Origin of the sequence: Pseudochrobactrum sp. B5 (assembly GCF_001939785.1) — a bacterium.
Classification (GTDB): Bacteria; Pseudomonadota; Alphaproteobacteria; order Rhizobiales; family Rhizobiaceae; genus Pseudochrobactrum; species Pseudochrobactrum saccharolyticum.
This window is the reverse complement of record NZ_MOYL01000002.1, coordinates 13,015-38,371: the sequence shown is the minus strand read 5'-3', so window position 1 is coordinate 38,371 and position 25,357 is coordinate 13,015. Positions and strand designations below refer to the sequence as shown.

Below are 25,357 nucleotides of genomic sequence, written 5' to 3'. Positions count from 1 at the left end.
ACCGAGACGCAGGCTCCAATTTAAGAAGAGTATCCCCAAAAGCTTAAGACAGGTTTTGGACAAGATGCTAAAACAAAAAAACAGAGCTGGTGCGACAGAACAGATCGGTCGCGGCACACTCTGATCAGAAAAAATGCTCTCGGAGGATTTTAATATGGCTATGGCACCTGGTGATATTGAAGACATGATCAAGGCAGGCATTCCCGGCGCTGTTGTCAGTATCCGCGACCTTGCCGGAGACGGTGATCATTACGCTGCCGAAGTCGTAGCGGAAGCCTTTCGCGGTAAAACCCGCGTTCAGCAGCATCAGATGGTTTATGACGCCCTCGGCGGCAATATGGGCGGCGTGTTGCACGCATTGGCATTGCAGACCCGCGCACCGGAATAACAATTCACTGAGCCTGAGTGCAGTGCAGTCAGGCTCACAAAATACCCTGCGGCAACAGGCGTTCTGGAAGATGTTTCCTGCATCGCTTAAAAAGCAGCCGATATTTAAAGCATTTCCAGCAAAAGTGGGAACCGGTTTTGCGTCAGGAAATGCGTTAAAACAAAGAAATAGAGCATTTACTCTGATACAATCAAAACCGGAAATGCTCTAAAGCCTAACTCTGGCGGAATTTGTCCCGCCGGCAATGAAAGGACACTCCCATGAGCGGCATCACTGCGCTTATCGATAATGAAGTCAAAAACAACGATGTCGTGCTTTTCATGAAAGGCACACCGGATTTCCCGCAATGCGGTTTCTCTGGTCAGGTTGTTCAGGTGCTGGATTATATCGGCGTTGACTACAAAGGCATCAATGTTCTGGCTTCTGACGAAATCCGTCAGGGCATCAAGGAATATTCCAACTGGCCGACAATTCCTCAGCTTTATGTAAAAGGTGAGTTCATTGGCGGTTGCGATATCGTGCGTGAAATGTTCCAGGCCGGTGAATTGCAGGCTCTGCTGACTGAAAAAGGCATTGCCACCAAGGCAGCCTGATCCGCAGCAAAGACTTCACGAATATGTGATTATCAAAAAAACGGCAGATCTTCTGCCGTTTTTTTTCATTTAAACTATTAAATAGAATTTATCATTCCGGCCAGATTGCGCTCTGCGCAAATCCCTATATGTTGGAATATACCGGCCTGTAAAACTGCTTCGCCAGAAATTTGAGCGCAGTATCTCACGAATGCGGCGAAAAGTTTTTCCGGTATCAATATTTTCAAACAGTATTTATCTGCGGCACTGCCTGCATAAGGCTGCATCAAATTGCTGCGGTAAATGCTCTTCCTGAAGTTTCAGGTCACAAGATTGCGGACGCCCCTGTAACCGTTTTGAGGCTGCACGGCTTTCGCCCTTTATAGCTCGGCAGATACCGGACTGTTTCTGCCTGCGCGCTATTCAAAACACCTCTGTTCCGTAAACAATCCGAGTTTCAGCGGTTTACGGAACATCGCTTCAGTATCCGGCCACAGACACAACAATAGCAAATTGTGTCATCATCAGTCTGCCGGTTGCTGATCCGCAATAGATTTTTCCGACCGCATTTCCGGCCGGACAAGGCATGTAAAAGATGAAAAGTGAACTTCCTGCAGATGCGGTATCTGCATCCGGCAATCAAGCCTCCGACGGATTTAAATTATCCAGACCGGAATTTATTGCCCTTATCGCGGCACTGATGGCAATCAATGCGCTGGCTATTGATGTCATGCTGCCCGCTTTGGCCGAAATCGGCAATTCTCTCGGTGTTCTGACACCGAACCATCACCAATATGTCGTTACAGTTTACCTGTTCGGCTTTGCAGTCTCACAGCTGCTTTATGGCCCGATCAGTGATCGTTTTGGCCGTAAGAAACCACTGCTGATCGGTATCGGCATTTATGTCGTCACCTCGCTGGCCTGCGTCTGGGTGCCGGAATTCAATATGCTGCTGGTTCTGCGCTTCCTGCAGGGGATCGGTGCCGCAGCTACCCGCGTCATGACTGTTTCGATTGTGCGTGACCGCTATTCCGGCCGTGCTATGGCTGAAATCATGTCGCTTGCCATGATGGTCTTTATGATCGTTCCGGTGATTGCACCGGCAACCGGCGAAGTCATTCTGATCTTCTCCGAATGGCATATGATCTTCGGCTTTATGGCTTTGTTTGCCTGTGTGATCGGCTTCTGGGCCTATTCCCGTATGCCGGAAACTCTGGCACCGGAAAACCGCCGTCCTTTCACAGCCAAATCCATTATCAGCGGCTTCGGCATAGTTATCGGTAACCGCGTGGCATTCTGCTACACGCTGGCTGCATCTTTCATGCTCGGCTCGCTGTTCGGTTTCATCAACTCTGCACAGCAGATTTATGTCGGCATTTATGATCTGGGTCGCGGCTTTCCGGTGGCATTTGCTGCCGTTGCCGCCTTCATGGCACTGTCCGCCTTCCTGAATTCACGGATGGTCGGACGTTTCGGCATGCGCCGGATTTCGCAGGTATTGCTGATTACATTTATCAGCCTCAGCCTGCTGCTGTTCCTGCTGTCGGTGTTTTTTGAAGGGCCGGTGCCGTTTCCGATTTATATCGTGATTTTCGCACTGATCATGTTCTGCTTCGGCTCTATCGGCGGTAACTTCAACGCCTTGGCGATGGAACCGCTCGGACAGGTTGCAGGCACGGCTTCTTCCGTTCTCGGCTTTGTACAGTCACTGACCGGTGCAGCGATCGGTATGCTGATCGGCCAGTCCTTCAACGGCACAACCGTACCAATGGCACTTGGCTATTTCATCGTCGGTGCTATTGCGATGGTGTTTGTGCTGATTGCAGAACAGGGCAAATTGTTCCGCGCGGTATCGCCTTCACCGCAGCATGTGATTGAGAAATAAAACCAATAAAAAGGCCGCATTAAGCGGCCTTTTTATTTATAGATCAGATAATTACTTCTGCCACAGCGCTTGTTTGATCGCCTGCCAGCTGTCTTTATCCGGTGCGATAATCAAACCGCCATCAACATGACCCGGTCTATAAGCACTGCCGTCAAGCCGCGCAGTATAACCACCGGCTTCCTGATGGATCAGATTGCCGGGCAGATGATCCCAAGGCATCAGCTTGTTATAAACCGCAAAATGCGCGGAACCGGTGGCAATCACGCGATATTCATGCGCTGCACAGCGATAGCCGAGATGCGAGAGAAACTTCGCCTGATTACCGGCAACCAGCGTACGATCCGGCTCCGGCAGATATTGCCATGACACACAGCCGGTCATTTCCTTGAGCGCCGGAGCGTCAGCAACACGCACTTTATGTTCACTGCCATCGGCACGGCGAATATAGCTGCCCGCCCCTTTAACGCCGATCAGCCAGTCACGCCCCATCGGGTCATAGATGATACCGGCAACGGTCTCGCCTTTGATATTAACCGAGAGCATGACACCAAACAGCGGCACACCGGATGCGAAATTGAATGTGCCATCCACCGGATCAATAGTGAAAGCCAGATCCGCAGAATTCAGACCATCCAACAGCGCCGGATTGTCACTGCAGGCTTCTTCACCAACGATCATCGCACCGGCAAAGCGCTCACGCAGAGCAGCGGTGATCACCTTTTCCGAATTAACATCAGCCTCAGTCACCAGATCAGCAGCCGAGGTCTTCTGACGGATATCGCCACTGTCCAGCCGGCGAAAGCGCGGCAGAATTTCAGTGTCAGCGGTCGAGCTGAGCAAATCAGCCAGCCAGTTAATCTCGTGATGATCAAACATAGTCTGCTTCCGTTATTCTTCTGAGGGGGAGGATAGTTCCGGCGCTACCAGCGACGCAAAATCAAAAATCTTACGATCCAGCAAATGGCTCGGGCGCACATTGGCCAGCGCGCGGATCATCGTATCTTTACGACCCGGCATACGCTTTTCAATATCGGTCAGCATCGCCTTCATCATATTGCGCTGTAAGCCGTCCTGACTGCCGCACAGATCGCAAGGAATGATCGGGAACTCCATCGCTGTGGCAAATTTTGCCAGATCATCTTCCGCTGCATAGGCCAGCGGGCGCAAGACCAGCAAATCGCCCTCATCATTCAGCAGTTTCGGCGGCATCGATGCCAGACGACCACCGTGGAACAGATTCATGAAAAAGGTTTCGAGAATATCTTCGCGGTGATGACCAAGCACCAGCGCCGAGCAGCCCTCTTCACGCGCAACACGGTAGAGATTACCGCGACGCAGACGGGAGCAAAGCGCGCAATAAGTTTGATTTTCAGGCACCTTATCCGTCACGATCGAATAGGTGTCCTGATATTCAATGCGGTGGATAATCTGATTTTTGGTCAGATAATCCGGCAGAATATGTTTCGGGAAATTCGGCTGTCCCTGATCGAGATTACAGGCAATCAGATCAACCGGCAGGAGACCACGCCATTTCAGATCAAGCAGCAGCGCCAGCAAGCCGTAAGAATCCTTGCCGCCGGACAGTGCCACCAGCCAGCGATCACCCGGACGCACCATAGCGAAATCATCCATCGCCTGACGGGTCTGACGCAGCAGGCGCTTGCGCAGCTTATTGAACCCGACCGAGGACGGCACATTGCGAAACAGCGGGTGACAACCGTCTCCGCCCATATCCTCATCACTCATGGATGCATAATCATCCAGTTCCTGACTGATATCGGAAACCGGCGCAGATTGTTCTGCTTTATCCTGCACGGTTGAGGGGGTGCCGCCATTCAGCGTGGTGTCGTGAATATTCATAATATCTCTGCTGCAAAAAACTGCTGTTAGAGCCTCGAATAAAGCGAACTGCCCCTGTTCGCAACAAAGAAGCGGCTTTTCAGCCGCCTCCCGATCACAAATTTCATTCAGAGTGTCTGTTATACTTCTTCATAACTTCAACAAGCCGGTCATGCGGAAGCGCGTAGGAGATATTATCGTCCCGCCCCTTCATAGTTTCCGCAGCAATCATCGCATTAATAATCGCCTCTTCGGTTGCCAAAGCAGCAGCCTGAATGAGCGGATCCATTTTATTATTGGAAACCATCTCCATTTGTGTGGTTTCTTCACGGCTGAAAGCATCAGGATTGGCCGTTGAAAAAGCGATAAAAATATCACCGCTGCCATTGGCACCAAAACCACCGACACGACCAATGCCAACAGGCACACGACGCGCCAACCGTTTCAATTGATGCGGCAACAGCGGCGCATCCGTTGCCACGACAACGATAATCGAGCCGCTCTCCTCACGCGTCCATGAGGTATCCTGCATCAGCTCGGTAATTTCCTCACCAACCGGCACACCGGAAATCATCAAATCCTGCCGTCTGCCGAAATTACCCTGCACCAAGACGCCGACAGTATAACCGCCCTCATCTTCGCTCAATTTACGGGATGATGTACCGGTGCCGCCTTTAAAATGGAACAAGTTCATACCGGTGCCGCCGCCGACATTACCTTCTGCAATTCTACCGCCCGCAGCATTATCCAGCGCGGCATAGACATGTTCTTTCTTCACATGCATGCCGTTGATGTCGTTCAGGATACCGTCCCATGTTTCAGCTACCACCGGCAGCAGCCAGTAAAGATCTTTGAAATGCGGCCCCGTCAGATCATTATCAATCAGCCATGAAACTACAGAATCCCGCACCACGCCAACGCTATGCGTATTGGTGATCGCTATCGGCCCCTCAAGAAAACCGCTCTCCTCCACCCATGTTGTGCCGGTCATCTCGCCATTGCCGTTGAGAGAATACCAGCCGGAGAAAACCGGATTGAATGCTTTTCCCCGTGGTAGAATGGCTGTAACGCCGGTGCGTACAGGGCCTTTACCGGTCTCTAACTTGCCCTCCCCCTCGATAATCGTCGAATAACCAACCGTCACGCCTTCAACATCAGTAATGGCATTATTCGGGCCGGTTGTGCCTGTAAACGGAATACCGAGATCACGCGCGCGCGGTTTATGCGATATGCTTGTCATTAAAATTATTTCCATATTCTGCAATCAAAACAATTCCGCCAGAAGCAGGAGCCGCCGCTGTCGCAAACTGTCTTCAGGCAAAAACACAGCGTCTTTGCCCTGATTTTTGAGAACCCTCCGTGGCGGTATGTCGTCATGCTCCCCGATACCACCACGGGCATATAAGCACCGCAAATTTATCCGCGCAATTGCTTTCATCCGCCGTTATCAGCAGGCTTATGGCATCACTACTAAGCTGGGAGAGAAGATGAGAAAGGATAGAGGCACATCTGCCTCGGTAATAAGTTTATGCAAGATACAAAAATGCCCTGCCGCTCACTTATTTTGGCGCGCAGGGCTTTTGATTGGGGTTCATCCCATTTTGTCGGTAGTCATTCGCCGACAAGCTTTCAGAAAGCTGCCCTAAAGGCAGGTTATCTGCAGAAATGATAAATTGTTGCTCTTTCAATAAAACCACACTTCAACTTTCATTTGTGACAGTCTGGCTCTGAACCGCAGATATAGCATTCAGCTATAATTTTCAGAACCTTACCACTTTCAGCAAATCCTATATTCTGCGATTTGCTGCCGAAGCACACAGACCGGTGAATATAGTCATTGATCTTTCTATGCATACTATCTTCACAGATAGTCCTTACAGAAATCCGGTAGTTTCAGAAAAAACATTATTTTTCGACGATACAATATCGTCATGCATGGTCAGGTGGACTCATCCTTATATTCCTCCTGTTTCGCGCGGAACAGTATAAGTTCCTGTCTGGGCTTTCGCCCGTCTTCAGCTGTTCGGGACTTTACATCCCTTTCCTCCGCTGATGCTGAAGACAATTTCAGTGTGCTCTCAGGACAGCGCATCGTCAACTGATAGGTTTTCACATTATATTACATCGTCATTTGATGAACTTAGAGCATTTCACAGTCAAGTTGGATCAACTTGACACCCGTGACAATGCGACCAAATAAAGAATCTAGAGCGAGTGCTATGATCCAATCTGGACGTAAACCGCTCTAGACAAGAAATTCTGCTTTGCTGCGATTACAACCAAAATCTGACTGGACTTAAGTTCATATTTTGTTCTATAACCTTTTGCAAAATTGCGGGAGAGCAACTGGACTGTCATTGGTGCAGCGCGGTTCCGCAAAACAGAGTACAAATCCGGTCAATATTGAGTTTGAGCAGAGCGCACCTATATAAATGTCTGAGTTTCGGCTGAGGCATTGTAAATCCTGCCATTCTCCTGTTTCCGGCCAAATTGTTACGCACCAACCGCAGGCACAATGCTGATGAGCGATCAAAAATTTATTTCCATTCGCGGCGCCCGCGAACATAATCTGAAAAATATTGATATTGATCTGCCGCGCGACAAGCTGATTGTCATGACCGGTCTGTCCGGTTCCGGTAAATCATCGCTCGCTTTCGACACGATTTATGCGGAAGGTCAGCGCCGTTATGTCGAAAGTCTTTCAGCCTATGCACGCCAGTTTCTGGAAATGATGCAAAAGCCGGATGTTGACCAGATTGATGGTCTGTCACCGGCTATTTCCATTGAACAGAAAACCACCAGCCGCAACCCGCGCTCGACAGTTGGTACTGTCACCGAGATTTACGATTATCTGCGCCTGCTCTATGCGCGCGTCGGTATTCCGTACTCCCCTGCCACCGGCCTGCCGATTGAAAGCCAGACTGTCAGCCAGATGGTTGACCGCGTGATGGCTTTTGAAGAAGGCACCCGCCTCTATATCATGGCGCCGATTGTACGCGGCCGTAAGGGTGAATACCGCAAAGAACTCGCTGAACTGCAGAAAAAAGGCTTTCAGCGCGTCAAAATTGACGGTGTTTTCTATGAAATAGCTGACGCACCGGTACTGGATAAGAAATACAAGCACGATATTGATGTGGTGGTTGACCGCGTTGTGGTGCGTCCTGATCTGGCTTCGCGTCTGGCCGACAGTCTGGAAACCTGTCTGCAACTCGCCGAAGGTCTGGCGATTGCAGAATTTGCGGATAAACCGCTGCCACCAGAAGAAACTGCAGCAGACAGTGCCAATAAATCCAAGAATGACACCCATGAGCGCGTGCTGTTCTCGGAGAAGTTTGCTTGCCCTGTCTCCGGTTTTACCATTGCCGAGATTGAGCCGCGCCTGTTCTCCTTCAACAATCCGTTTGGTGCCTGCCCGACCTGTGACGGTCTGGGTTCACAACAGGCAATTGATCCGAACCTGATTGTGCCGGATGAAACTCTGCGTATGAAAGACGGTGCAATCGCACCTTGGGCAAAATCCTCCTCGCCATATTACAATCAGACATTGGAAGCACTGGGCAAAGCCTATGGTTTCAAGCTGACCGATAAATGGCAGGATTTGAGCGAAGATGCACAAAAGGCTGTACTTCACGGCACAAAGGGCAAAGAAATTACCTTTGTTTATAAGGATGGCTCACGCTCTTACGAAACAACCAAGACATTTGAAGGTGTTATTCCCAATCTGCAGCGCCGCTGGAAGGAAACCGATTCCAACTGGTCGCGTGAAGAGATTGAGCGCTATATGTCTGCCACACCCTGTCCTTCCTGCGCAGGCTATCGCCTGAAACCGGAAGCACTGGCGGTTAAGGTCGGCATGATGCATATCGGTCAGTTGACAGAAATGTCGATCCGTAATGCAGATCAGTGGTTCAGCACGATTGACCAGCAGTTCAATGATAAACAGAACGAAATTGCTGCCCGTATTCTGAAAGAAATCCGCGAGCGCCTCCGCTTCCTTAATGATGTGGGGCTGGACTATCTGTCACTGTCGCGTAATTCCGGCACGCTTTCCGGCGGTGAGAGCCAGCGTATTCGTCTGGCCTCGCAGATCGGTTCCGGCCTGACCGGCGTTCTCTATGTGCTGGATGAACCATCCATTGGTTTGCACCAGCGCGATAATGCGCGTCTGCTCGATACGCTGCGTCATCTGCGCGATCTCGGCAACACCGTAATTGTGGTTGAGCATGATGAGGATGCAATCCTCACTGCGGACTATGTGGTCGATATCGGCCCGGCGGCCGGTGTTCATGGCGGTCAGATTATTGCTAAGGGCACACCGTCCGAAGTGATAAACAATCCAAATTCTATCACCGGCAAATATCTGTCCGGTGCAATGCAGGTTATGGTTCCGGCGGAGCGCCGCAAGATCACCAAATCCAAACGCATCAAGGTTGTCGGCGCCCGTGCCAATAACCTGAAAAACGTAACCGGTGAAATTCCACTCGGTACCTTTACCGCAGTAACCGGCGTATCCGGTGGCGGCAAATCCACATTCCTGATTGAAACCCTGTATAAAGCTGCTTCACGTAAAATTATGGGCTCCCGCGAGCATCCAGCCGAACACGACCGGATTGAAGGTCTGGAACTGCTGGACAAGGTCATTGATATCGATCAGTCACCAATCGGCCGTACACCGCGTTCCAATCCGGCAACTTATACCGGTGCATTCACACCAATCCGTGACTGGTTTGCCGGTCTGCCGGAAGCAAAAGCACGCGGCTATCAGCCTGGGCGCTTCTCATTCAACGTCAAGGGCGGACGCTGTGAAGCCTGTCAGGGTGACGGTGTTATCAAGATTGAAATGCACTTCCTGCCGGATGTTTACGTGACTTGTGATGTTTGTAACGGCAAACGCTACAACCGCGAAACACTGGAAGTTCTGTTTAAAGGCAAGAGCATCGCCGATGTTCTTGATATGACGGTTGAAGAAGGTGTGGAATTCTTTGCTGCGGTGCCAAGTATCCGCGACAAGATGGAAACGCTGAACCGCGTCGGTCTTGGCTATATCAAGATCGGCCAGCAGGCGACCACGCTCTCCGGCGGTGAAGCCCAGCGTGTTAAACTTGCCAAGGAACTATCCCGCCGCGCAACCGGCAAGACGCTGTATATTCTTGATGAGCCAACCACCGGCCTGCATTTCCATGACGTTGCCAAACTGCTGGAAGTGCTGCACGAACTGGTCGATCAGGGCAATACGGTTGCTGTTATCGAGCATAATCTTGAAGTCATCAAAACGGCGGACTGGGTTCTGGATCTGGGCCCTGAAGGCGGTGACGGCGGTGGTGAGATTGTGGCCGTCGGTCGTCCGGAAGATATCGTCGCCGAACCGCGTTCTTATACCGGCCACTTCCTGAAGGAACTGCTGGAACGTCGCCCTGACGGCAAAACACTCGCAGCTGAATAAATAACAACGCCGCCTCATAAAAGAGGCGGCGTTTTTATTAAATGATACGGGAACGAAAATCAGCTCTGTGGTCTGGTTTCCTTATCTCAGTGCTTTCCATTTTTCAGGGATATGCTGTCATTTGTGAGCAAGCCGTTTTTCGCAAGTCTTGCCCATACTTTTACAATCAGGTCAGGCATATCTTCGGCGATTAAACCGACCGGTGCTTCCTCAGCAAAACAATTTGCAGCTTCCGCATGTATCCACACTGCCGCACAGGCAGCTTCAAAGGCTGGCATACCCTGCGCACATAGCCCCGCAATAATACCGGTCAGTACATCACCGGAACCGGCAGTTGCCAGTAATGCATTACCGTTGCTGTTAATTGCAGCACGACCATCCGGTGCGGCAATTACCGTATCCGCACCTTTATAAATCACTACACTATGGCTGAGCTGAGCAGACTTCCGCGCTTTCTCAACTTTACTCTGACTATCCGTCACCAATCCGCCGAATAACCGCTGAAACTCTCCCTCATGAGGTGTCAACACCAGCGAACAGCCTGATCGTTCTGCGGCAGCAAACAGCATTTGCGGCTGATCTTTAAATGCTGTGATGCCATCAGCATCCAGAACCAGTGTTTTCAAACCGGCTCCATCTGCACTATCCGCCAATAATGCACAGACCAAATCCCGCGCTCTTGGCACATCGCCAAAGGCAGGCCCCAAAACCACAGTTTTGACTTTTCTCGCTTTAATAAAATTCAGAACATCAACAGTTTCACCTAACGGATACAGCATTGTGCCCGTCAGATGTGCGGCATGAACAGGCAATGCATCCGGCGGTGCAATCATTGTCACCAGCCCCGCCCCTGCACGCGCGGAAGCCGCCGCACTCAGACGTGCAGCACCGGTGGACATCATCCCGCCGGAAAATACCCCGACATGGCCGCGTGTAAATTTATGGGCATTGACCAGTGTAACAGGGAGAGCATCACACCAAAGCTCCGGCAGATTTTCATAAAGCCTGACCGGTATTGTTTCGAATACCGTATCTTCAATGCTGATATCGCGGACCTGCACTTCACCGCATAACTCACGTCCCGGCTGCAATAAATGTCCGGGCTTCTTACGAAAAAACGTAACCGTGTGCTGCGCCTGCACAGCAGCGCCTTTAATCTGCCCGTCCAGTCCAGATACACCGCTTGGCAGATCAATCGCACAGACAGATATACCGGACATGTTCAGCCTTGTGATACAAGTTGTCAGCTCTCCGCTTACATCACGCACCAGCCCCGCACCGAGCAAAGCGTCCACAACCAGCGAATAATCTTCAGGTATAAAATGATGAAGCGGCAGAACCTGCCCGCCCAAAGACACATAGTCAGCATAGGCAAGAGCCGCATCACTGTTCGTTTTGGGTTGTTCCGTATAAAAGCAAGCCACAGATATGCCCACAGTCCGCAGCAGCTTTGCAACGACATAGCCATCGCCGCCATTATTGCCGGAACCACAGAGCACAGCGACAGAACAGGCATCAGGCCAAAATCTGACAATCTCCTCAAGCACCGCCTGTCCAGCGCGCTGCATCAGATGATAGCCTGCAATACCACCCGCAATGGTAATCCGGTCAGCCTGCCCCATCTCTTCCGGCGTCAATAATTCCATATCAGGCTCCTGTAAGAACGCTTACTGCTTCACACATGCTTATTAAAAACGCACAATGCCTAAATTTTAGGCAATCATAATCCGGCAATCATATTTATCACTGCCATTTTTTCATGCAAAGGCAACGCAGATGCGGCCTTGCCTGAAATTTCTGCATATTCTTTGCCTCAGCTGAAATTCACCTTTCGGCATCATTTAAAAATAAACCAAACATTTCAACAAGCTGCAGCAAAAGCTGCCAATTAAAATTCTGCCTGCCCATAAAAAATTATAAAATTTTACCCGTCAGATTATAAATTCGCAGATTTTGGCACGATTTATGCTTATGATATTTCAAGGCCATGTAAGGCTCAGAAATAAACGGAGGCAGCATTCTGATGAAAAAAATCGAAGCTATCATTAAGCCTTTCAAACTTGATGAAGTCAAAGAAGCACTTCAGGACGTCGGCCTGCAAGGTATCACCGTTCTGGAAGCTAAGGGTTTCGGCCGTCAAAAAGGCCACACTGAACTGTATCGCGGCGCGGAATATGTTGTCGATTTTCTGCCAAAGGTAAAAATCGAAGTCGTGCTTGCCGATGATGCAGTCGATGCAGCGGTAGAAGCCATCCGCAAAGCCGCACAAACCGGCCGTATCGGCGATGGTAAAATCTTTATCTCCAGCGTTGAAGAAGTGATCCGCATTCGTACCGGCGAAACCGGCCCTGATGCTATCTGATATGTAAGTCACCGGTTTTGCCGGACAAATTTTCTCAGTTTAACGTCGTTCAATAGGAAAATGCATATGACGACCGCCCATGACATTCTGAAACTGATCTCTGACAACGACGTAAAATTCGTTGACCTGCGTTTTACTGACCCTAAAGGCAAGCTGCACCATGTGACTATGGATGTGGGCATGGTTGATGAAGACATGTTCACCGACGGCGTTATGTTCGACGCCTCCTCCATCGGCGGCTGGAAAGCCATCAATGAATCCGACATGGTTCTGATGCCTGATCCGGCTTCCGCTCACATGGATCCGTTCTTTGCAGCGTCCACTCTGGTTCTGCTTTGCGATATTCTCGATCCTGTTACCGGCGAAAACTACAACCGCGATCCGCGCGGCACTGCCAAGAAAGCAGAAGCCTATGTGAAATCGCTTGGCATCGGCGACACTGTTTTCATCGGCCCGGAAGCTGAATTCTTCATCTTCGATGATGTGAAATACAAAAACGATCCTTACAATACCGGTTTCAAGCTGGATTCCAGCGAACTGCCATCAAATGATGACACCGACTACGAAACCGGCAATATGGGTCACCGTCCGCGCGTTAAAGGCGGCTATTTCCCTGTTCCGCCAATCGACAGCTGTCAGGATATGCGCTCGGAAATGCTCACAGTTCTGTCCGAAATGGGCGTAACCGTTGAAAAGCATCACCATGAAGTTGCAGCCGCTCAGCACGAACTCGGTGTGAAGTTCGACACCCTCGTCGCTAATGCCGACAAGATGCAGCTCTTCAAATATGTGGTTCACCAGACTGCAAATGCCTATGGTAAAACCGCAACTTTCATGCCGAAGCCAATCTTCGGTGACAATGGTTCGGGCATGCATGTTCACGTATCGATCTGGAAAGACGGCAAGCCGACTTTCGCCGGTAATGAATATGCCGGTCTGTCAGAAAGCTGCCTGTTCTTCATCGGCGGCGTGATCAAACATGCCAAAGCACTGAATGCCTTCACCAACCCGTCGACCAACTCTTATAAGCGTCTGGTTCCTGGTTATGAAGCGCCTGTTCTGCTGGCTTATTCCGCCCGCAACCGTTCAGCTTCCTGCCGTATTCCATTTGGCAATTCGCCAAAATCAAAGCGTCTGGAAGTCCGCTTCCCTGATCCGACAGCAAACCCATACTATTGCTTTGCTGCCATTCTGATGGCTGGTCTTGACGGCATCAAGAACAAGATCCATCCGGGTCAGGCAATGGATAAAGATCTTTATGATCTGCCAGCTAAAGAACTGAAAAAAATTCCTACCGTTTGCGGTTCTCTGCGTGAAGCCCTCCAGAGCCTCGACAAAGACCGCGCCTTCCTCAAAGCTGGCGACGTGTTCAGCGACGACCAGATCGACAGCTTCATTGAACTGAAAATGCAGGAAGTCATGCGCTTTGAAATGGCTCCGCATCCGGTTGAATTCGATATGTATTACTCCTGCTGATACATCCTCCCGAAACAAGAAACCCCGCCATTGGCGAGGTTTTTTATTTGCCTGACAATCAATGAATCTAATTGGCAGGCGATCCATGTAAGACTCTGATTATTTTATATTTATCGATAGAAAAAACCGCGCCGGACAAACCGGCGCGGCTTAAATTCATAGCAATTTCAGCGTTGATTAGAGTGCACGCACCAGCGCATCAGCTGCACGGATTTCCCGCTCCCGCCATGCACGGCGCGCCTGCGCCTCTTCATCTTCGCCCCATTGTTCAATCGTCCAATCTTCATCGACATGGGCGACCTTCCATGCCGTATCCACATCAATGGCACCCTTAAACAATGCCAGACCGGTAATTGCTGAGCCGCAAAGTGTGGTCATCACATGCAGAGCAGCCAGTGCAACAGGATCAGAAACCATACGCAGATGTGCACCGAAAGCAGCCAGCGCCTCACGCGGCTGCGCCACATGCATCAGGCCTTCTGTAACCTCGAAATTCGCACCGAGTGTCGCGGCCCAATCAAGCAGCGGATCCCAATGTTCACGCTGGCGGTCAACCAGCTCTTTCGGGCTGTCTGCGCGATAGCACAGCAGATCAGTACCGGCGAAGCGCAGAATTTCTTCCAGCACCGCCTGCGTTTCCGCAGCAACACCATCAATCGCCGTATTCACCAGACGGGTTGCAGGCATATCGGCCGGATTAATATGTGTATCCTGACGGGCAAATTCTTCTGCCACGATCTGCGCAGCGGCTTCCGTTGGCAGAACCAGCTTGTTTCGCAGCGGCGTATTGATCAACTTGCCATCCAGTAATATGGCAAAACCACCGGCTTCATAGGCACCGACAGTCACGTCCTTATAGAAACGCTTCGGCAATGGCGTCAGCATCTGCTTTTGTGCGCGGATAACCGGATCAGGATCAGACAGCATCGCCTCGTGATCGAGCCGTGCCTGTTCGATATCTTCAAGAATATTGCGCATTTTATTTCCTAAATATTTCGGTTCAGAATCTCACCACGCCTTCAGCGGGCAAGTTGACCCAACAAATCTAACGGATGGTGCAATATAGTTGCGGCACCCGCTTCACTTAATCTGTCCGGCTTATGATAGCCCCAGTTTACACCAATTGCTGTGGCTCCGGCACTGCCTGCCATCATCATATCGTAAGTCGTATCACCGATTACAAAGGTCTGCGACACATCGCAACCCGTCTCATGGCAACATTCCAGCACCATTGCCGGATGCGGCTTGGACGGACAATCATCTGCGCAGCGGGATACAAGAAAATTCCGGTCGAAACCATGGCGTTCCATTACCGATATCACGCCACGGCGGGATTTTCCTGTCACCATGCCCAACAGAATATCATCCTGCTGCGCCAGAGCATCAATCAATTCGGCAATACCGTCATAAAGCGGCTCGTCAAAATCATGCTCCAGCCGGATTTTACGAAATTGCTGCTTATATTGCTCGGTCAGGTTCTCAATTTCAGCACCCATAGGAATACCGGAAATCTGCGAAATCGCCAGATTGAGCGTCAGGCCGATAATTTCCTGTGTCTCGCTTAGCTCAGGAATGCGCAGACCTGCACTCGCAAAGGTCTCGGCCATACAACGATGAATAACGCCGCCACTATTCACCAGCGTTCCGTCACAATCAAACAGCACCAGTTTCATAGCGAGGCTTTTTCCTGCATAGTTTTTGCCAAATCAGCATCAAATTGCTGCGCTGCTTTGCGCACCGCAATACGCTGCGCATAATTGGCAATAAATAATCCGCCTGCGATCAGGCCAAGCGCTGCAAATAGCTTCCAGCTCATAGGCTCACCCAGCACCAGTCCGCTCAGCATCACCCCGAAGGCAGGGATCAGCAATGCGAAATTTGACAGGGCTGAAGCAGGATAACGGCGGATCATCCAGAACCACAGCGGATAGGTAAAGGCGACAATAAAGGCCGATTGGAACACAAAAGCCGCATAGGTCAGCATGGTCGGGTCACGAACAGCATCCCCCAGCATCGGCGCGAAAGGTAAAGGTACAATCGCCGCAATAAGCAACTGATAGAGCAAGGTTTTTTCCGGTGCAGCGTCGCTCAGCGGCGTCTTCTTGATAACCAGTGTCGTTGCCGCCCAGAACACGCTGGAAATCAGACAGAGAATATCGCCGTAAATGGCATTCTCGCCGGGCATCGACAATTCATCCGAGAGAACCAGCACCACACCGCTAAATGCAACAATCATACCGACAACGGTGAGTATCCGCATCCGCTCGCCCAGCAGAAAATGCGCACCGATTGCCACCCAGAACGGCATAGTATTCATCATCAGCGTAGAGCGTCCGGCACTGGTGAAATCCAGCCCCGCAAAAATCAGAACAAATTCCAGACCGAACAACAGCCCGATCACCAAACCGGGAATAAGCGTTTTGTCTTTTTCAAACAGGGCAATACCGCGAAAACGGCACCAGAGGAAAACGAGAAAGCCGCCAACGAAAGAGCGCGCAGCCGCCATATACATCGGATTGAAACCCTGATTGCCGATTTTAATGGCAACCTGATTCATCCCCCAGCTGACGCAGATAAACAGCATCAGCGCCACGCCCATTGTATCTATCGTCGCGCGGCGCTCATAACCTGTCACCAGCCGTCCTGTTGCCGACGCCGCGCTCCCTGCTGCCCTGCCCATTTCATCCCCGCTTCAAACACATTCCGGCCTGTTATGCGGCGGAACATACAATCAACTATCAGTCCTGTTCCGCATCCGCATCGAAACCAAGCAGGTTCCATGACTGCACCATATGCGGCGGCAAAGGCGCAGAAACATCAATCATACCGCCACCCGGATTAGGAATGCGGATACGGCGCGCATGAAGATGCAAACGGTTCTGCACACCGCCCGGGAAATCCCAGTTGATATCGGCTTCAAAATATTTCGGATCGCCGATAATCGGATGACCAAGATACTGCGCATGTACGCGCAACTGGTGGGTACGGCCGGTATAAGGCTCCATTTCCAGCCAGGACAGGTTCTGACCGGCTGTTTCCAGCACGCGGTAGAACGATACAGCGTGATCGGAATCCGGCTCACCATGCTGGCAAACGCGCATACGGTCGCCATCTGGCGTGCTGTCTTTTACCAGCCATGTGGAGATTTTGTTCTCGCGCTTGCGCGGTACCCCCTTCACCAGAGCCCAATAGGTTTTCTTGGTGTCGCGCTCACGGAAAGCCTTGGTCAGCGCCTGCGCGGCACCACGGGTTTTCGCCACGACCAGAACGCCCGATGTATCGCGGTCAAGACGGTGTACCAGACGCGGCTTTTCGCCTTTTTTATTGCGCCATGCTTCCAGCATCGAATCGACACTGCGCACCACACCCGAACCACCCTGCACGGCCAGGCCGGATGGTTTATTGAACACATAAACCTTCTCATTCTCAAAAATCAGCATTTTCTTGAGAACATCGCCATCACCCTGATTGCGGATGGTCTTGCCGGTCAGCGGAGTGTTGTCTTCTTTTTCATCGAGTCCCAGCGGCGGAACACGCACGGACTGTCCAGCCTGCAAACGGCTATCAGCTTTCACCCGCCCGCCATCCACACGGATCTGGCCGGAGCGCAGCAGCTTTTGCAAATGCCCGAAGCCCAAGCCCGGAAAATGCACTTTGAACCAGCGATCAAGGCGCATGCCTGTTTCGTCTGCATCTACAGTTTTAAGTTCTACGCCAGCCATATTCTGTTTATTCCGCTAAAATTCGGGGCACAATCACGGCGACAAATGCAATGTCTTCCGTGCAGCCAATATACTCTGAAATATGCTCCTAGAGCATTTCGCAGCCAAATGGAAACATTAGATGACACAGGAACTGTTCAGAACATGTTTTCTGCACGGACTCATGCTTAAAGGCGACCTGTCCCCGTCTGTAACCGTAAAGTGCAAAAACACTTAAGAATAAGCTCTCTGGCACCGGATTCTCACCGAATATTTAAATCCATTAAACTTTCTGAACATTTTATAAAATCATGCATTTTCAGCAGGTTACATAAAACTATCACAGCAGGTTACAATCCGTTGTAATTTATGGTCGGTTTCGCACTTAAATTGCCACTTATGAACACCAATTTCCATTGCAGTTTCAGGCAATCAGGATCATGTTCCCGCTGCCGCTAAACATTTGTTTTTCTGACCGCAATCTGACTGGCGGATATAATTCGGTCAGACATTATACCGGAGTGGCCCGTGTCTATTGTGCGCGTTTACTGGAGATCCCTGCAATATCTCTCAGCCGAGAGAACAGCGACAGCGCTTATCGTGCTGGCGAATATTGCGCTTGGCGTGATCACCATTTTTGAACCTGTGCTGTTCGGTCGGGTCATTGATGCGATTTCGCAAAAGACCGTGATTATCCCGACCCTCGCTCTGTGGGCAGGTCTCGGTGTGTTCAACATTATCGCCGTGGTATTGGTTGCACGCGGCGCTGACCGGCTGGCGCATAAGCGCCGTCTCGGCGTCCTGACCAAATCTTACGAAGGCATCATCACTATGCCCTTAGCATGGCATCAGCAGCGCGGCACCTCCAATGCATTGCACACGCTGATCCGTGCAACCGACACGCTGTTCACGCTGTGGCTGGAATTCATGCGCAACCACCTCACCACCATTGTGGCGCTGGCTGTGCTGATCCCGACCGCGCTGAGCATGGATGCGCGCCTGACACTGGTGCTGATGGTACTCGGTGCGATTTATGTGATGATCGGCCAGCTGGTTATTCAGAAAACCAAAGATGGACAGGCTGCGGTTGAGCGCCACCATCACAAAGTGTTTGAACATATCAGCGATACAATCAGCAATATTTCCGTATTGCAGAGCTACAACCGCATCAATGCGGAAGCCTCTGCCCTGCGTGATTACGCGGCAACTCTGGAAAAAACCCAGCGTCCGGTGCTGAACTGGTGGGCACTGGCCAGCGGTCTGAACCGTATGGCTTCCACCATTTCTATGGTGATCGTGCTGCTGATCGGTGCCTATCTGGTTTCCAAAGGCCAGCTGCGCGTCGGTGAAGTGATTACCTTTATCGGTTTTGCCCAGCTGATGATCGGCCGTCTCGACCAGATCAGCAACTTCATCAACCAGACCGCCTCTTCACGCGCAAAACTCGAAGAGTTCTTCGCAATGGAAGATGCTGTGGCTGTGCATGAAGAGCCACAAGCTGCCAATGATCTGAAAAATGTGCAGGGTGAAGTCGTCTTCGACAAAGTGACCTATGAATTCCGCAATTCCGGTCAGGGCGTCTATGACATTTCCTTTACCGCCAAGGCTGGTCAGACTGTGGCGATTGTCGGCCCGACAGGTGCGGGTAAAACTACACTGATTAATTTGCTGCAGCGCGTTTATGATCCTGTGGCCGGTCATATCAGCATTGACGGCACAGATACCCGCAATGTCAGCCGTTCATCGCTGCGCAAAGCCATGGCAACCGTGTTTCAGGATGCCGGTATGTTCAACCGCTCGATTGAGGATAATATCCGTATCGGTGCGGAAGGTGCGACCAATGAAGAAGTGCATGCCGCTGCCAAAGCTGCCGCTGCCCATGAATTCATTCTCGCAAAAAGCGAAGGCTATGACACAGTTGCCGGTGAGCGCGGGTCGCAGCTTTCCGGTGGTGAGCGTCAGCGTCTGGCGATTGCCCGTGCTATCCTCAAAGATGCACCAATTCTGGTGCTTGATGAGGCTACTTCTGCGCTCGACGTGGAAACCGAAGGCATGGTCAAACAGGCTATTGATGATCTGAGCTCTGACCGCACAACCTTCATCATCGCGCACCGTCTTTCGACTGTCCGCAATGCCGATCTGGTGCTGTTCCTTGATAAAGGCCACATCATTGAAAGCGGCAGCTTCAATGAGCTGGCAGCCAAAGGCGGTCGTTTCGCCTCTCTGCTGCGTGCAGGCGGCCTGATGGCCGAAGAAGCAGACCTGACAAATGACATTGATGAAAACAGCAATGTCACACGTTTCCCGTCAAAAGCTTCTGCATAAAGCACTTCAGAATCTAAATACAAGGAAACCCGGCTTGAGCATTTTACAGCTAAATATTTATTTAGCGTCGTACAAATGCGGCTCAAAAAAGGGTTAGAGCGGTGTGCATGATTCAATTCATGCACAAACCGCTCTAACCACCGGGTTTTATTGTATTATACGATATTATTTTTGATTACGTTCAATACGCAACTTCGCCCAATAATCGAGGCGTTTGCGGATTTCCCGCTCAAAGCCACGCTCCGGCGGATTATAATATTGCTGACGCCCCATTTTTTCAGGGAAATAATCCTGCCCTGAAAACGCATCCGGTTCGTCGTGATCATACCGGTAACCCTCGTTGTAGCCCTCATCGCGCATCAGCTTGGTTGGTGCGTTGAGAATGTGCTTTGGCGGCAGCAGAGAGCCGTTTTCTTTGGCAGCGCGTCTGGCGGCTTTATAGGCCATATAAACACCGTTGGATTTTGGTGCGGTTGCCAGATAGACACAGGCCTGTGCCAGCGCCAGCTCCCCTTCCGGCGAGCCCAGATAATCATAGGCATCCTTGGCAGCATTGCAGATGACAAGCGCCTGCGGGTCGGCAAGACCGATATCCTCTACAGCCATACGTACCAAACGCCGCCCCAGATAGAGCGGATCTTCCCCTGCATCAAACATACGGCTGAGATAATAGAGTGCCGCATCGGGATCAGAACCGCGTACAGATTTATGCAGTGCCGAGATCAGATTATAATGCCCGTCCTGCCCTTTGTCATAGACCGGCGCACGACGCTGAACAATGTCCTGCAGTTGCTCGGCGGTAAACATTTCTTCCGGCCTTGCCGCACGCCAGACTTCCTCAGCGAGCGTAAGCGCCGCACGGCCATCGCCATCTGCCATACGCACCAGACTGGCACGGGCATCCACATCAAGCGGCAATGGCTTCTGCTCCACCTCTTCAGCTCTGGCAAGCAAAGTGGTGATACTGTTCTCATCATGTGGTTTGAAGGTCAAAACCCGCGCACGCGACAACAGAGCGGCATTGAGTTCAAAGGACGGGTTCTCGGTCGTCGCGCCGATCAGCACAACCGTGCCGTCTTCCATCACCGGCAGAAAACTATCCTGTTGCGCACGGTTGAAGCGATGTATCTCGTCGACAAACAGCAATGTCTGGCGGCCGGACATACGCCGTGCCCGTGCCGTTTCAAAAACTTTTTTGAGATCGGCAACACCGGAGAAAATTGCCGAGATCTGCTCAAAGGCCAAATCCGTATGACCGGCCAGCAATCGCGCTATCGTGGTCTTGCCGGTTCCGGGAGGGCCCCAGAAGATCATTGAGCCGAGGCTGCCGGAAGCAATCATGCGAGAGAGAATGCCCTGCTCGCCGGTCAGATGCTCCTGTCCTGTGACTTCACTCAAGTCTCGCGGACGCATACGGTCGGCCAGCGGACGGTTACGATCGGCTAAAGGATCAACAGCAGATGAAAATAAATCACTCATAGCAACAGGCCGGATTGCTTTCGCAAACCGGCCTCCCCGTTTCAATCATGCACAAGCGATTTCAGAAAATGAGGTTTCCCCTCAACCGCTTGTGATAAAAATCAGCGAACAAACTGACGGTAAATTACACCATCGCGCTCAATATCCAAACGCCATAATGCACTGCGTCCGGCAGAAAGCACAGCCAGCAGATCGTCGACATTGGCAATGGCTGTACCATTCACGCCGCGCACAATGTCACCAGCCTTCAAATTCATCGCCTGTGCAGGCGTGTTGTTTTTCACACCGCTGATAACCACACCGCGCGTAGTCGGTGCGAGACCGGATTTGCGTGCCAGTTCCGGTGTAATATTCTGCACTTGCGCACCAGCCAGCGGATTGCGGCCTGTGACTTCCCGTGCAGGCGCTTCTTTTGGCGGCTGAGCAAGCGTTACAGCAACCTCGCGGGATTTACCGTCATTCAGCACAGTCATCTGCACTGTCTTGCCAATACCGGCAGTGGATACGCGATAGGCCAGCGCATCCGGATTATCGACCTTCACACCGTCAATTGCTGTAATCACATCACCGACTTTAATACCGGCTTCTGCCGCAGGGCTTTTTTCAGCCAGATCAGTAATCAGTGCACCGGAAGGCTGTCTCAGGCCAAGACCGGCAGCAATATCCGGTGTAATCGCCTGAAAAGTTGCACCGACATAAGGGCGCTCGAATGTGTCACTGCCGCTCTCCGCAGATTTGACCACAGCTGAAACCATATTCGACGGAATAGCAAAACCAATACCGACAGAACCGCCGCTACGCGAATAAATCGCCGTGTTGATACCAATCAGATTACCGTTCATATCAATCAACGCTCCGCCGGAATTACCCGGATTAATCGCTGCATCGGTCTGAATGAAGAAGTCGAAATCCGAGACACCAACCTGTGTACGTGACTGCGCAGAAACAATACCGCTGGTCACGGTCTGCCCGACACCAAACGGATTACCGATTGCCAGTACCAGATCACCGACCTCAACCTTGTCGGAATCAGCAAGCTTAATGGTTGGCAGCTCTTCCTTGGCATCAATCTTCAGAATCGCCAGATCGGTCGTCACATCATTGAGGAGCAGCTTTGATGAGAATTCACGGCCATCAGCCAGCGCGACTTTAATATCATCCGCACCATCAATAACGTGATTATTGGTCACGATCAGACCGGAACTGTCTACGATCACACCGGAACCCAGCGACTGCTCCAAACGTGGCTTATTCGGACGCATCTGACCGCCGAAGAACTGTTCAAAAAACGGATCACCGGCAAATGGCGAACGTTGCTGCACTTTACGGCCGGCATAAACATTCACCACCGCACCGGAAGTCGACTTCACCAAAGGCGCGTAGGAAAGCTGAATGTCGCTATGGGACTGCGGCACCTGTTTCTCAGCAACTGCTGGTGTGCTCACGGCAGGCGCAAACACAGAAATCGTTCCCGCTGCAATAACGCCGGTGAGTAAAACAGCCAGACCGGCCTTGTAAATTTTACCTAAGCGCCCTGATTTATTGACCGGATCATTCTGCAGATGTGAAGCCATACTTGTATCCCACGTTTCGGAAACCGACTGATTAGGATGAATATAGGCTTCAAAACCAGACGGAAAAGAGGCCGGACAACAAACATAAAATTAAATTATTGTAATAAAACAGTGCATTAGAAGCGATTTCACATAAATCCCCTGTTCTCAGAAGAATACAGGATCATCGCAAAACCGAAAACCTAGACAAAAGTGGATAATAAGCCCTCATCTCGGAAGGCAAGAATATTAAACCTAAAAACAAAAAAGGGGCCGTGAGGCCCCTTAATTTATATAATCTGCGTTAAAACAGATATTATGCAGCTTCTGCTTCAGCAGCTTCAGCTTCAACGCGTGCGCGATCAGCAGCACCTTTAGCAGTGATGTCGCGTTCTACGAACTCAACAACAGCCATCGGAGCGTTGTCACCGGTACGGAAACCGGCTTTCATGATGCGGATATAGCCGCCGTGACGGTCAGCATAACGGGTTGCCAGAACGTCGAACAGTTTCTGAACCAGCTGTACATCGCGGATAGCCGAAATGGCCTGACGACGTGCATGCAGATCACCGCGCTTGCCGAGAGTGATGAGCTTCTCAACGATCGGACGGATTTCCTTTGCCTTAGGCAAAGTGGTTACGATCTGTTCGTGTTCAATCAGCGAAGCAGCCATATTGGCGAACATTGCCTTACGGTGGCTTGCAGTCCGGTTCAGCTTACGGAGTGTCTTTCCGTGGCGCATGAGCCTTCTCCTTTAAAATCTATCTTCCGGTCGCAACCGGTCTCAATATTGATCTTCGTAGCGCTTAGCGAGATCTTCGATATTTTCCGGCGGCCAGGTCGGGATTTCCATACCGAGATGGAGTCCCATCGACGCCAGAACTTCTTTGATTTCGTTCAGCGACTTGCGGCCGAAATTCGGAGTCCGCAGCATTTCGGCTTCTGTCTTCTGGATCAGATCGCCGATATAAACGATGTTATCGTTCTTCAGGCAGTTTGCAGAACGGACAGACAGTTCCAGTTCATCCACTTTCTTAAGCAGAGCCGGATTGAATGCGAGTTCAGCAACCTGTTCCTGCGGAGCTTCCTTCTGCGGCTCGTCAAAGTTGACGAAGATCGCAAGCTGGTCCTGAAGAATGCGGGCTGCATAAGCAACTGCATCTTCACCAGTGACAGAGCCGTTGGTCTCAACATTGAGGATCAGCTTGTCATAATCGAGAACCTGTCCCTCACGGGTGTTTTCGATCTTGTAGGAAACCTTACGTACCGGTGAATAGAGGCTGTCAACCGGAATAAGACCGATCGGAGCATCTTCAGCGCGGTTACGGTCAGCAGGCACATAGCCCTTGCCCGTATTGACAGTGAATTCCATGCGGATTTCAGCGCCCTCATCGAGGGTGCAGATGACGTGATCCGGATTAAGGATTTCAACATCACCAACCGTCTGGATATCACCAGCCGTTACGACGCCTGGTCCTTCCTTGCGGACAACCATGCGCTTAGGTCCATCGCCTTCCATACGGATAGCGATTTCTTTAACATTCAGTACGATATCGGTTACGTCTTCACGCACGCCGTTGATCGACGAGAATTCATGCAGAACGCCGTCAATCTGAACAGCAGTCACCGCAGCACCGCGCAGCGAAGAAAGAAGAACGCGACGCAGCGCGTTACCCAATGTCAGACCGTAACCGCGTTCAAGCGGTTCAGCCACAACAGTGACCTTATTCTTCGAGCCCTGGGTAAGAAAATCAACCTTGTTAGGCTTGATCAGTTCCTGCCAGTTTTTCTGAATCATGTGCTTTCCTTTAATCTAGCTTTGCCACTATCCAATCGTGGCAACAGAGAGCGGAAACCACGAAAGACCTGAACATAAGTCCGGGCCCTTGCGGCGATGGACTGATTAGACGCGACGCTTCTTGCGTGGACGGCAACCATTGTGCGGGATCGGGGTCACATCACGGATCGAAGTGATTGTGAAACCGGCAGCCTGCAGAGCGCGAAGTGCGGATTCACGGCCGGAACCCGGACCGCAAACTTCAACTTCCAGCGAACGCATGCCGTGTTCCTGAGCCTTCTTGGCGCAATCTTCAGCAGCGATCTGAGCAGCAAAAGGAGTCGATTTACGCGAACCCTTGAAGCCCTGCGCACCAGCTGAAGACCAGGCAATCGCATTGCCCTGTGCGTCAGTGATAGTGATCAGTGTGTTGTTGAACGACGAATTAACGTGAGCAACACCCGAGGAAATATTTTTACGTTCGCGACGACGAACGCGACCGGCATCTTTAGCCATAACTAGTCCTTCCAATTGATCTCGACACCGCCGTAATACCA

At 51.2% G+C, this 25,357-nt stretch carries 19 protein-coding genes and 1 pseudogene; 7 read left to right on the top strand and 13 right to left on the bottom strand.

What is annotated here, in order from left to right; genetic code table 11:
* Positions 1–154: 154 nt before the first annotated feature.
* From BKD14_RS06730 to BKD14_RS06715, 3 genes are all read left to right on the top strand, one after another.
* Complete coding sequence (locus tag BKD14_RS06730) at positions 155–388, top strand: BolA family transcriptional regulator (RefSeq protein WP_022711527.1); 234 nt, start codon at positions 155–157, stop codon at positions 386–388.
* Between the two features lie 260 nt (positions 389–648).
* Positions 649–981, top strand: a complete 333-nt coding sequence (grxD, locus tag BKD14_RS06725) for a Grx4 family monothiol glutaredoxin (protein WP_022711528.1) — start codon at positions 649–651, stop codon at positions 979–981.
* Positions 982–1,555: 574 nt separating this feature from the next.
* The gene (locus tag BKD14_RS06715; RefSeq protein ID WP_022711531.1) at positions 1,556–2,845 is read left to right on the top strand and encodes a multidrug effflux MFS transporter; all 1,290 of its coding nucleotides are present in this window, start codon (positions 1,556–1,558) and stop codon (positions 2,843–2,845) included.
* Positions 2,846–2,896: 51 nt separating this feature from the next.
* On the opposite strand, the gene BKD14_RS06710 is transcribed toward BKD14_RS06715, so the two are convergent.
* The 3 genes from BKD14_RS06710 to BKD14_RS06700 form a co-directional block, all read right to left on the bottom strand.
* Positions 2,897–3,721: an inositol monophosphatase family protein gene (locus tag BKD14_RS06710; protein WP_075654845.1), complete on the bottom strand. Its 825-nt coding sequence runs from the start codon at positions 3,719–3,721 to the stop codon at positions 2,897–2,899.
* Between the two features lie 12 nt (positions 3,722–3,733).
* Complete coding sequence (gene ttcA, locus BKD14_RS06705; protein WP_075655692.1) at positions 3,734–4,591, bottom strand: tRNA 2-thiocytidine(32) synthetase TtcA; 858 nt, start codon at positions 4,589–4,591, stop codon at positions 3,734–3,736.
* 217 nt (positions 4,592–4,808) lie between these two features.
* The gene (locus tag BKD14_RS06700) at positions 4,809–5,924 is read right to left on the bottom strand and encodes a P1 family peptidase (RefSeq protein ID WP_210215502.1); all 1,116 of its coding nucleotides are present in this window, start codon (positions 5,922–5,924) and stop codon (positions 4,809–4,811) included.
* 1,281 nt (positions 5,925–7,205) lie between these two features.
* Here BKD14_RS06700 and uvrA point away from each other — a divergent pair.
* A complete protein-coding gene (uvrA, locus tag BKD14_RS06695; protein ID WP_075655688.1) occupies positions 7,206–10,127 on the top strand; it encodes an excinuclease ABC subunit UvrA in 2,922 nt (973 codons plus the stop codon).
* Positions 10,128–10,213: 86 nt separating this feature from the next.
* Here the strand turns inward: uvrA and BKD14_RS06690 are convergent, their stop codons facing one another.
* A complete protein-coding gene (locus tag BKD14_RS06690) occupies positions 10,214–11,773 on the bottom strand; it encodes a bifunctional ADP-dependent NAD(P)H-hydrate dehydratase/NAD(P)H-hydrate epimerase (RefSeq protein WP_075654844.1) in 1,560 nt (519 codons plus the stop codon).
* Positions 11,774–12,150: 377 nt separating this feature from the next.
* Between BKD14_RS06690 and BKD14_RS06685 the strand changes: the two genes are divergently transcribed.
* Together BKD14_RS06685 and glnA are read left to right on the top strand one after the other, a co-directional pair.
* On the top strand, positions 12,151–12,489 hold the full coding sequence (locus BKD14_RS06685) for a P-II family nitrogen regulator (RefSeq protein ID WP_028233793.1): 339 nt from the start codon (positions 12,151–12,153) through the stop codon (positions 12,487–12,489).
* Positions 12,490–12,555: 66 nt separating this feature from the next.
* Positions 12,556–13,965: a type I glutamate--ammonia ligase gene (glnA, locus tag BKD14_RS06680; RefSeq protein ID WP_022711540.1), complete on the top strand. Its 1,410-nt coding sequence runs from the start codon at positions 12,556–12,558 to the stop codon at positions 13,963–13,965.
* A 177-nt stretch (positions 13,966–14,142) separates the two neighbouring features.
* On the opposite strand, the gene BKD14_RS06675 is transcribed toward glnA, so the two are convergent.
* The 4 genes and pseudogenes from BKD14_RS06675 to BKD14_RS06660 form a co-directional block, all read right to left on the bottom strand.
* Entirely contained in the window at positions 14,143–14,943 is an 801-nt protein-coding gene (locus BKD14_RS06675) for an ATP12 family protein (protein WP_075654843.1), read from the bottom strand.
* Positions 14,944–14,984: 41 nt separating this feature from the next.
* Positions 14,985–15,638, bottom strand: coding sequence for an HAD-IA family hydrolase (locus BKD14_RS06670; RefSeq protein ID WP_075654842.1), 654 nt, complete (start codon positions 15,636–15,638; stop codon positions 14,985–14,987).
* Between the two features lie 71 nt (positions 15,639–15,709).
* Positions 15,710–16,645, bottom strand: a pseudogene (locus tag BKD14_RS06665) (DMT family transporter); the annotation flags it as partial.
* Between the two features lie 58 nt (positions 16,646–16,703).
* Positions 16,704–17,687: an RluA family pseudouridine synthase gene (locus tag BKD14_RS06660; protein ID WP_022710968.1), complete on the bottom strand. Its 984-nt coding sequence runs from the start codon at positions 17,685–17,687 to the stop codon at positions 16,704–16,706.
* A gap of 507 nt (positions 17,688–18,194) precedes the next feature.
* Between BKD14_RS06660 and BKD14_RS06655 the strand changes: the two genes are divergently transcribed.
* Positions 18,195–19,991 carry a glucan ABC transporter ATP-binding protein/ permease gene (locus tag BKD14_RS06655; RefSeq protein WP_022710967.1) on the top strand — a complete coding sequence of 599 codons (1,797 nt, stop codon included), beginning with the start codon at positions 18,195–18,197 and terminating at the stop codon, positions 19,989–19,991.
* Between the two features lie 165 nt (positions 19,992–20,156).
* On the opposite strand, the gene BKD14_RS06650 is transcribed toward BKD14_RS06655, so the two are convergent.
* The 5 genes from BKD14_RS06650 to rpsK all read right to left on the bottom strand — a co-directional run bounded on the left by BKD14_RS06650 (position 20,157) and on the right by rpsK (position 25,316).
* Entirely contained in the window at positions 20,157–21,470 is a 1,314-nt protein-coding gene (locus BKD14_RS06650; RefSeq protein ID WP_075654840.1) for a replication-associated recombination protein A, read from the bottom strand.
* 101 nt (positions 21,471–21,571) lie between these two features.
* Positions 21,572–23,044 carry a DegQ family serine endoprotease gene (locus BKD14_RS06645; protein WP_075654839.1) on the bottom strand — a complete coding sequence of 491 codons (1,473 nt, stop codon included), beginning with the start codon at positions 23,042–23,044 and terminating at the stop codon, positions 21,572–21,574.
* Between the two features lie 295 nt (positions 23,045–23,339).
* The gene (rplQ, locus tag BKD14_RS06640) at positions 23,340–23,765 is read right to left on the bottom strand and encodes a 50S ribosomal protein L17 (RefSeq protein WP_022710964.1); all 426 of its coding nucleotides are present in this window, start codon (positions 23,763–23,765) and stop codon (positions 23,340–23,342) included.
* A 42-nt stretch (positions 23,766–23,807) separates the two neighbouring features.
* Positions 23,808–24,821 (bottom strand): DNA-directed RNA polymerase subunit alpha, encoded by a 1,014-nt coding sequence (locus BKD14_RS06635; RefSeq protein WP_022710963.1) that lies wholly within the window; start codon positions 24,819–24,821, stop codon positions 23,808–23,810.
* Between the two features lie 105 nt (positions 24,822–24,926).
* The gene (rpsK, locus tag BKD14_RS06630; RefSeq protein WP_022710962.1) at positions 24,927–25,316 is read right to left on the bottom strand and encodes a 30S ribosomal protein S11; all 390 of its coding nucleotides are present in this window, start codon (positions 25,314–25,316) and stop codon (positions 24,927–24,929) included.
* Positions 25,317–25,357 lie beyond the last annotated feature (41 nt).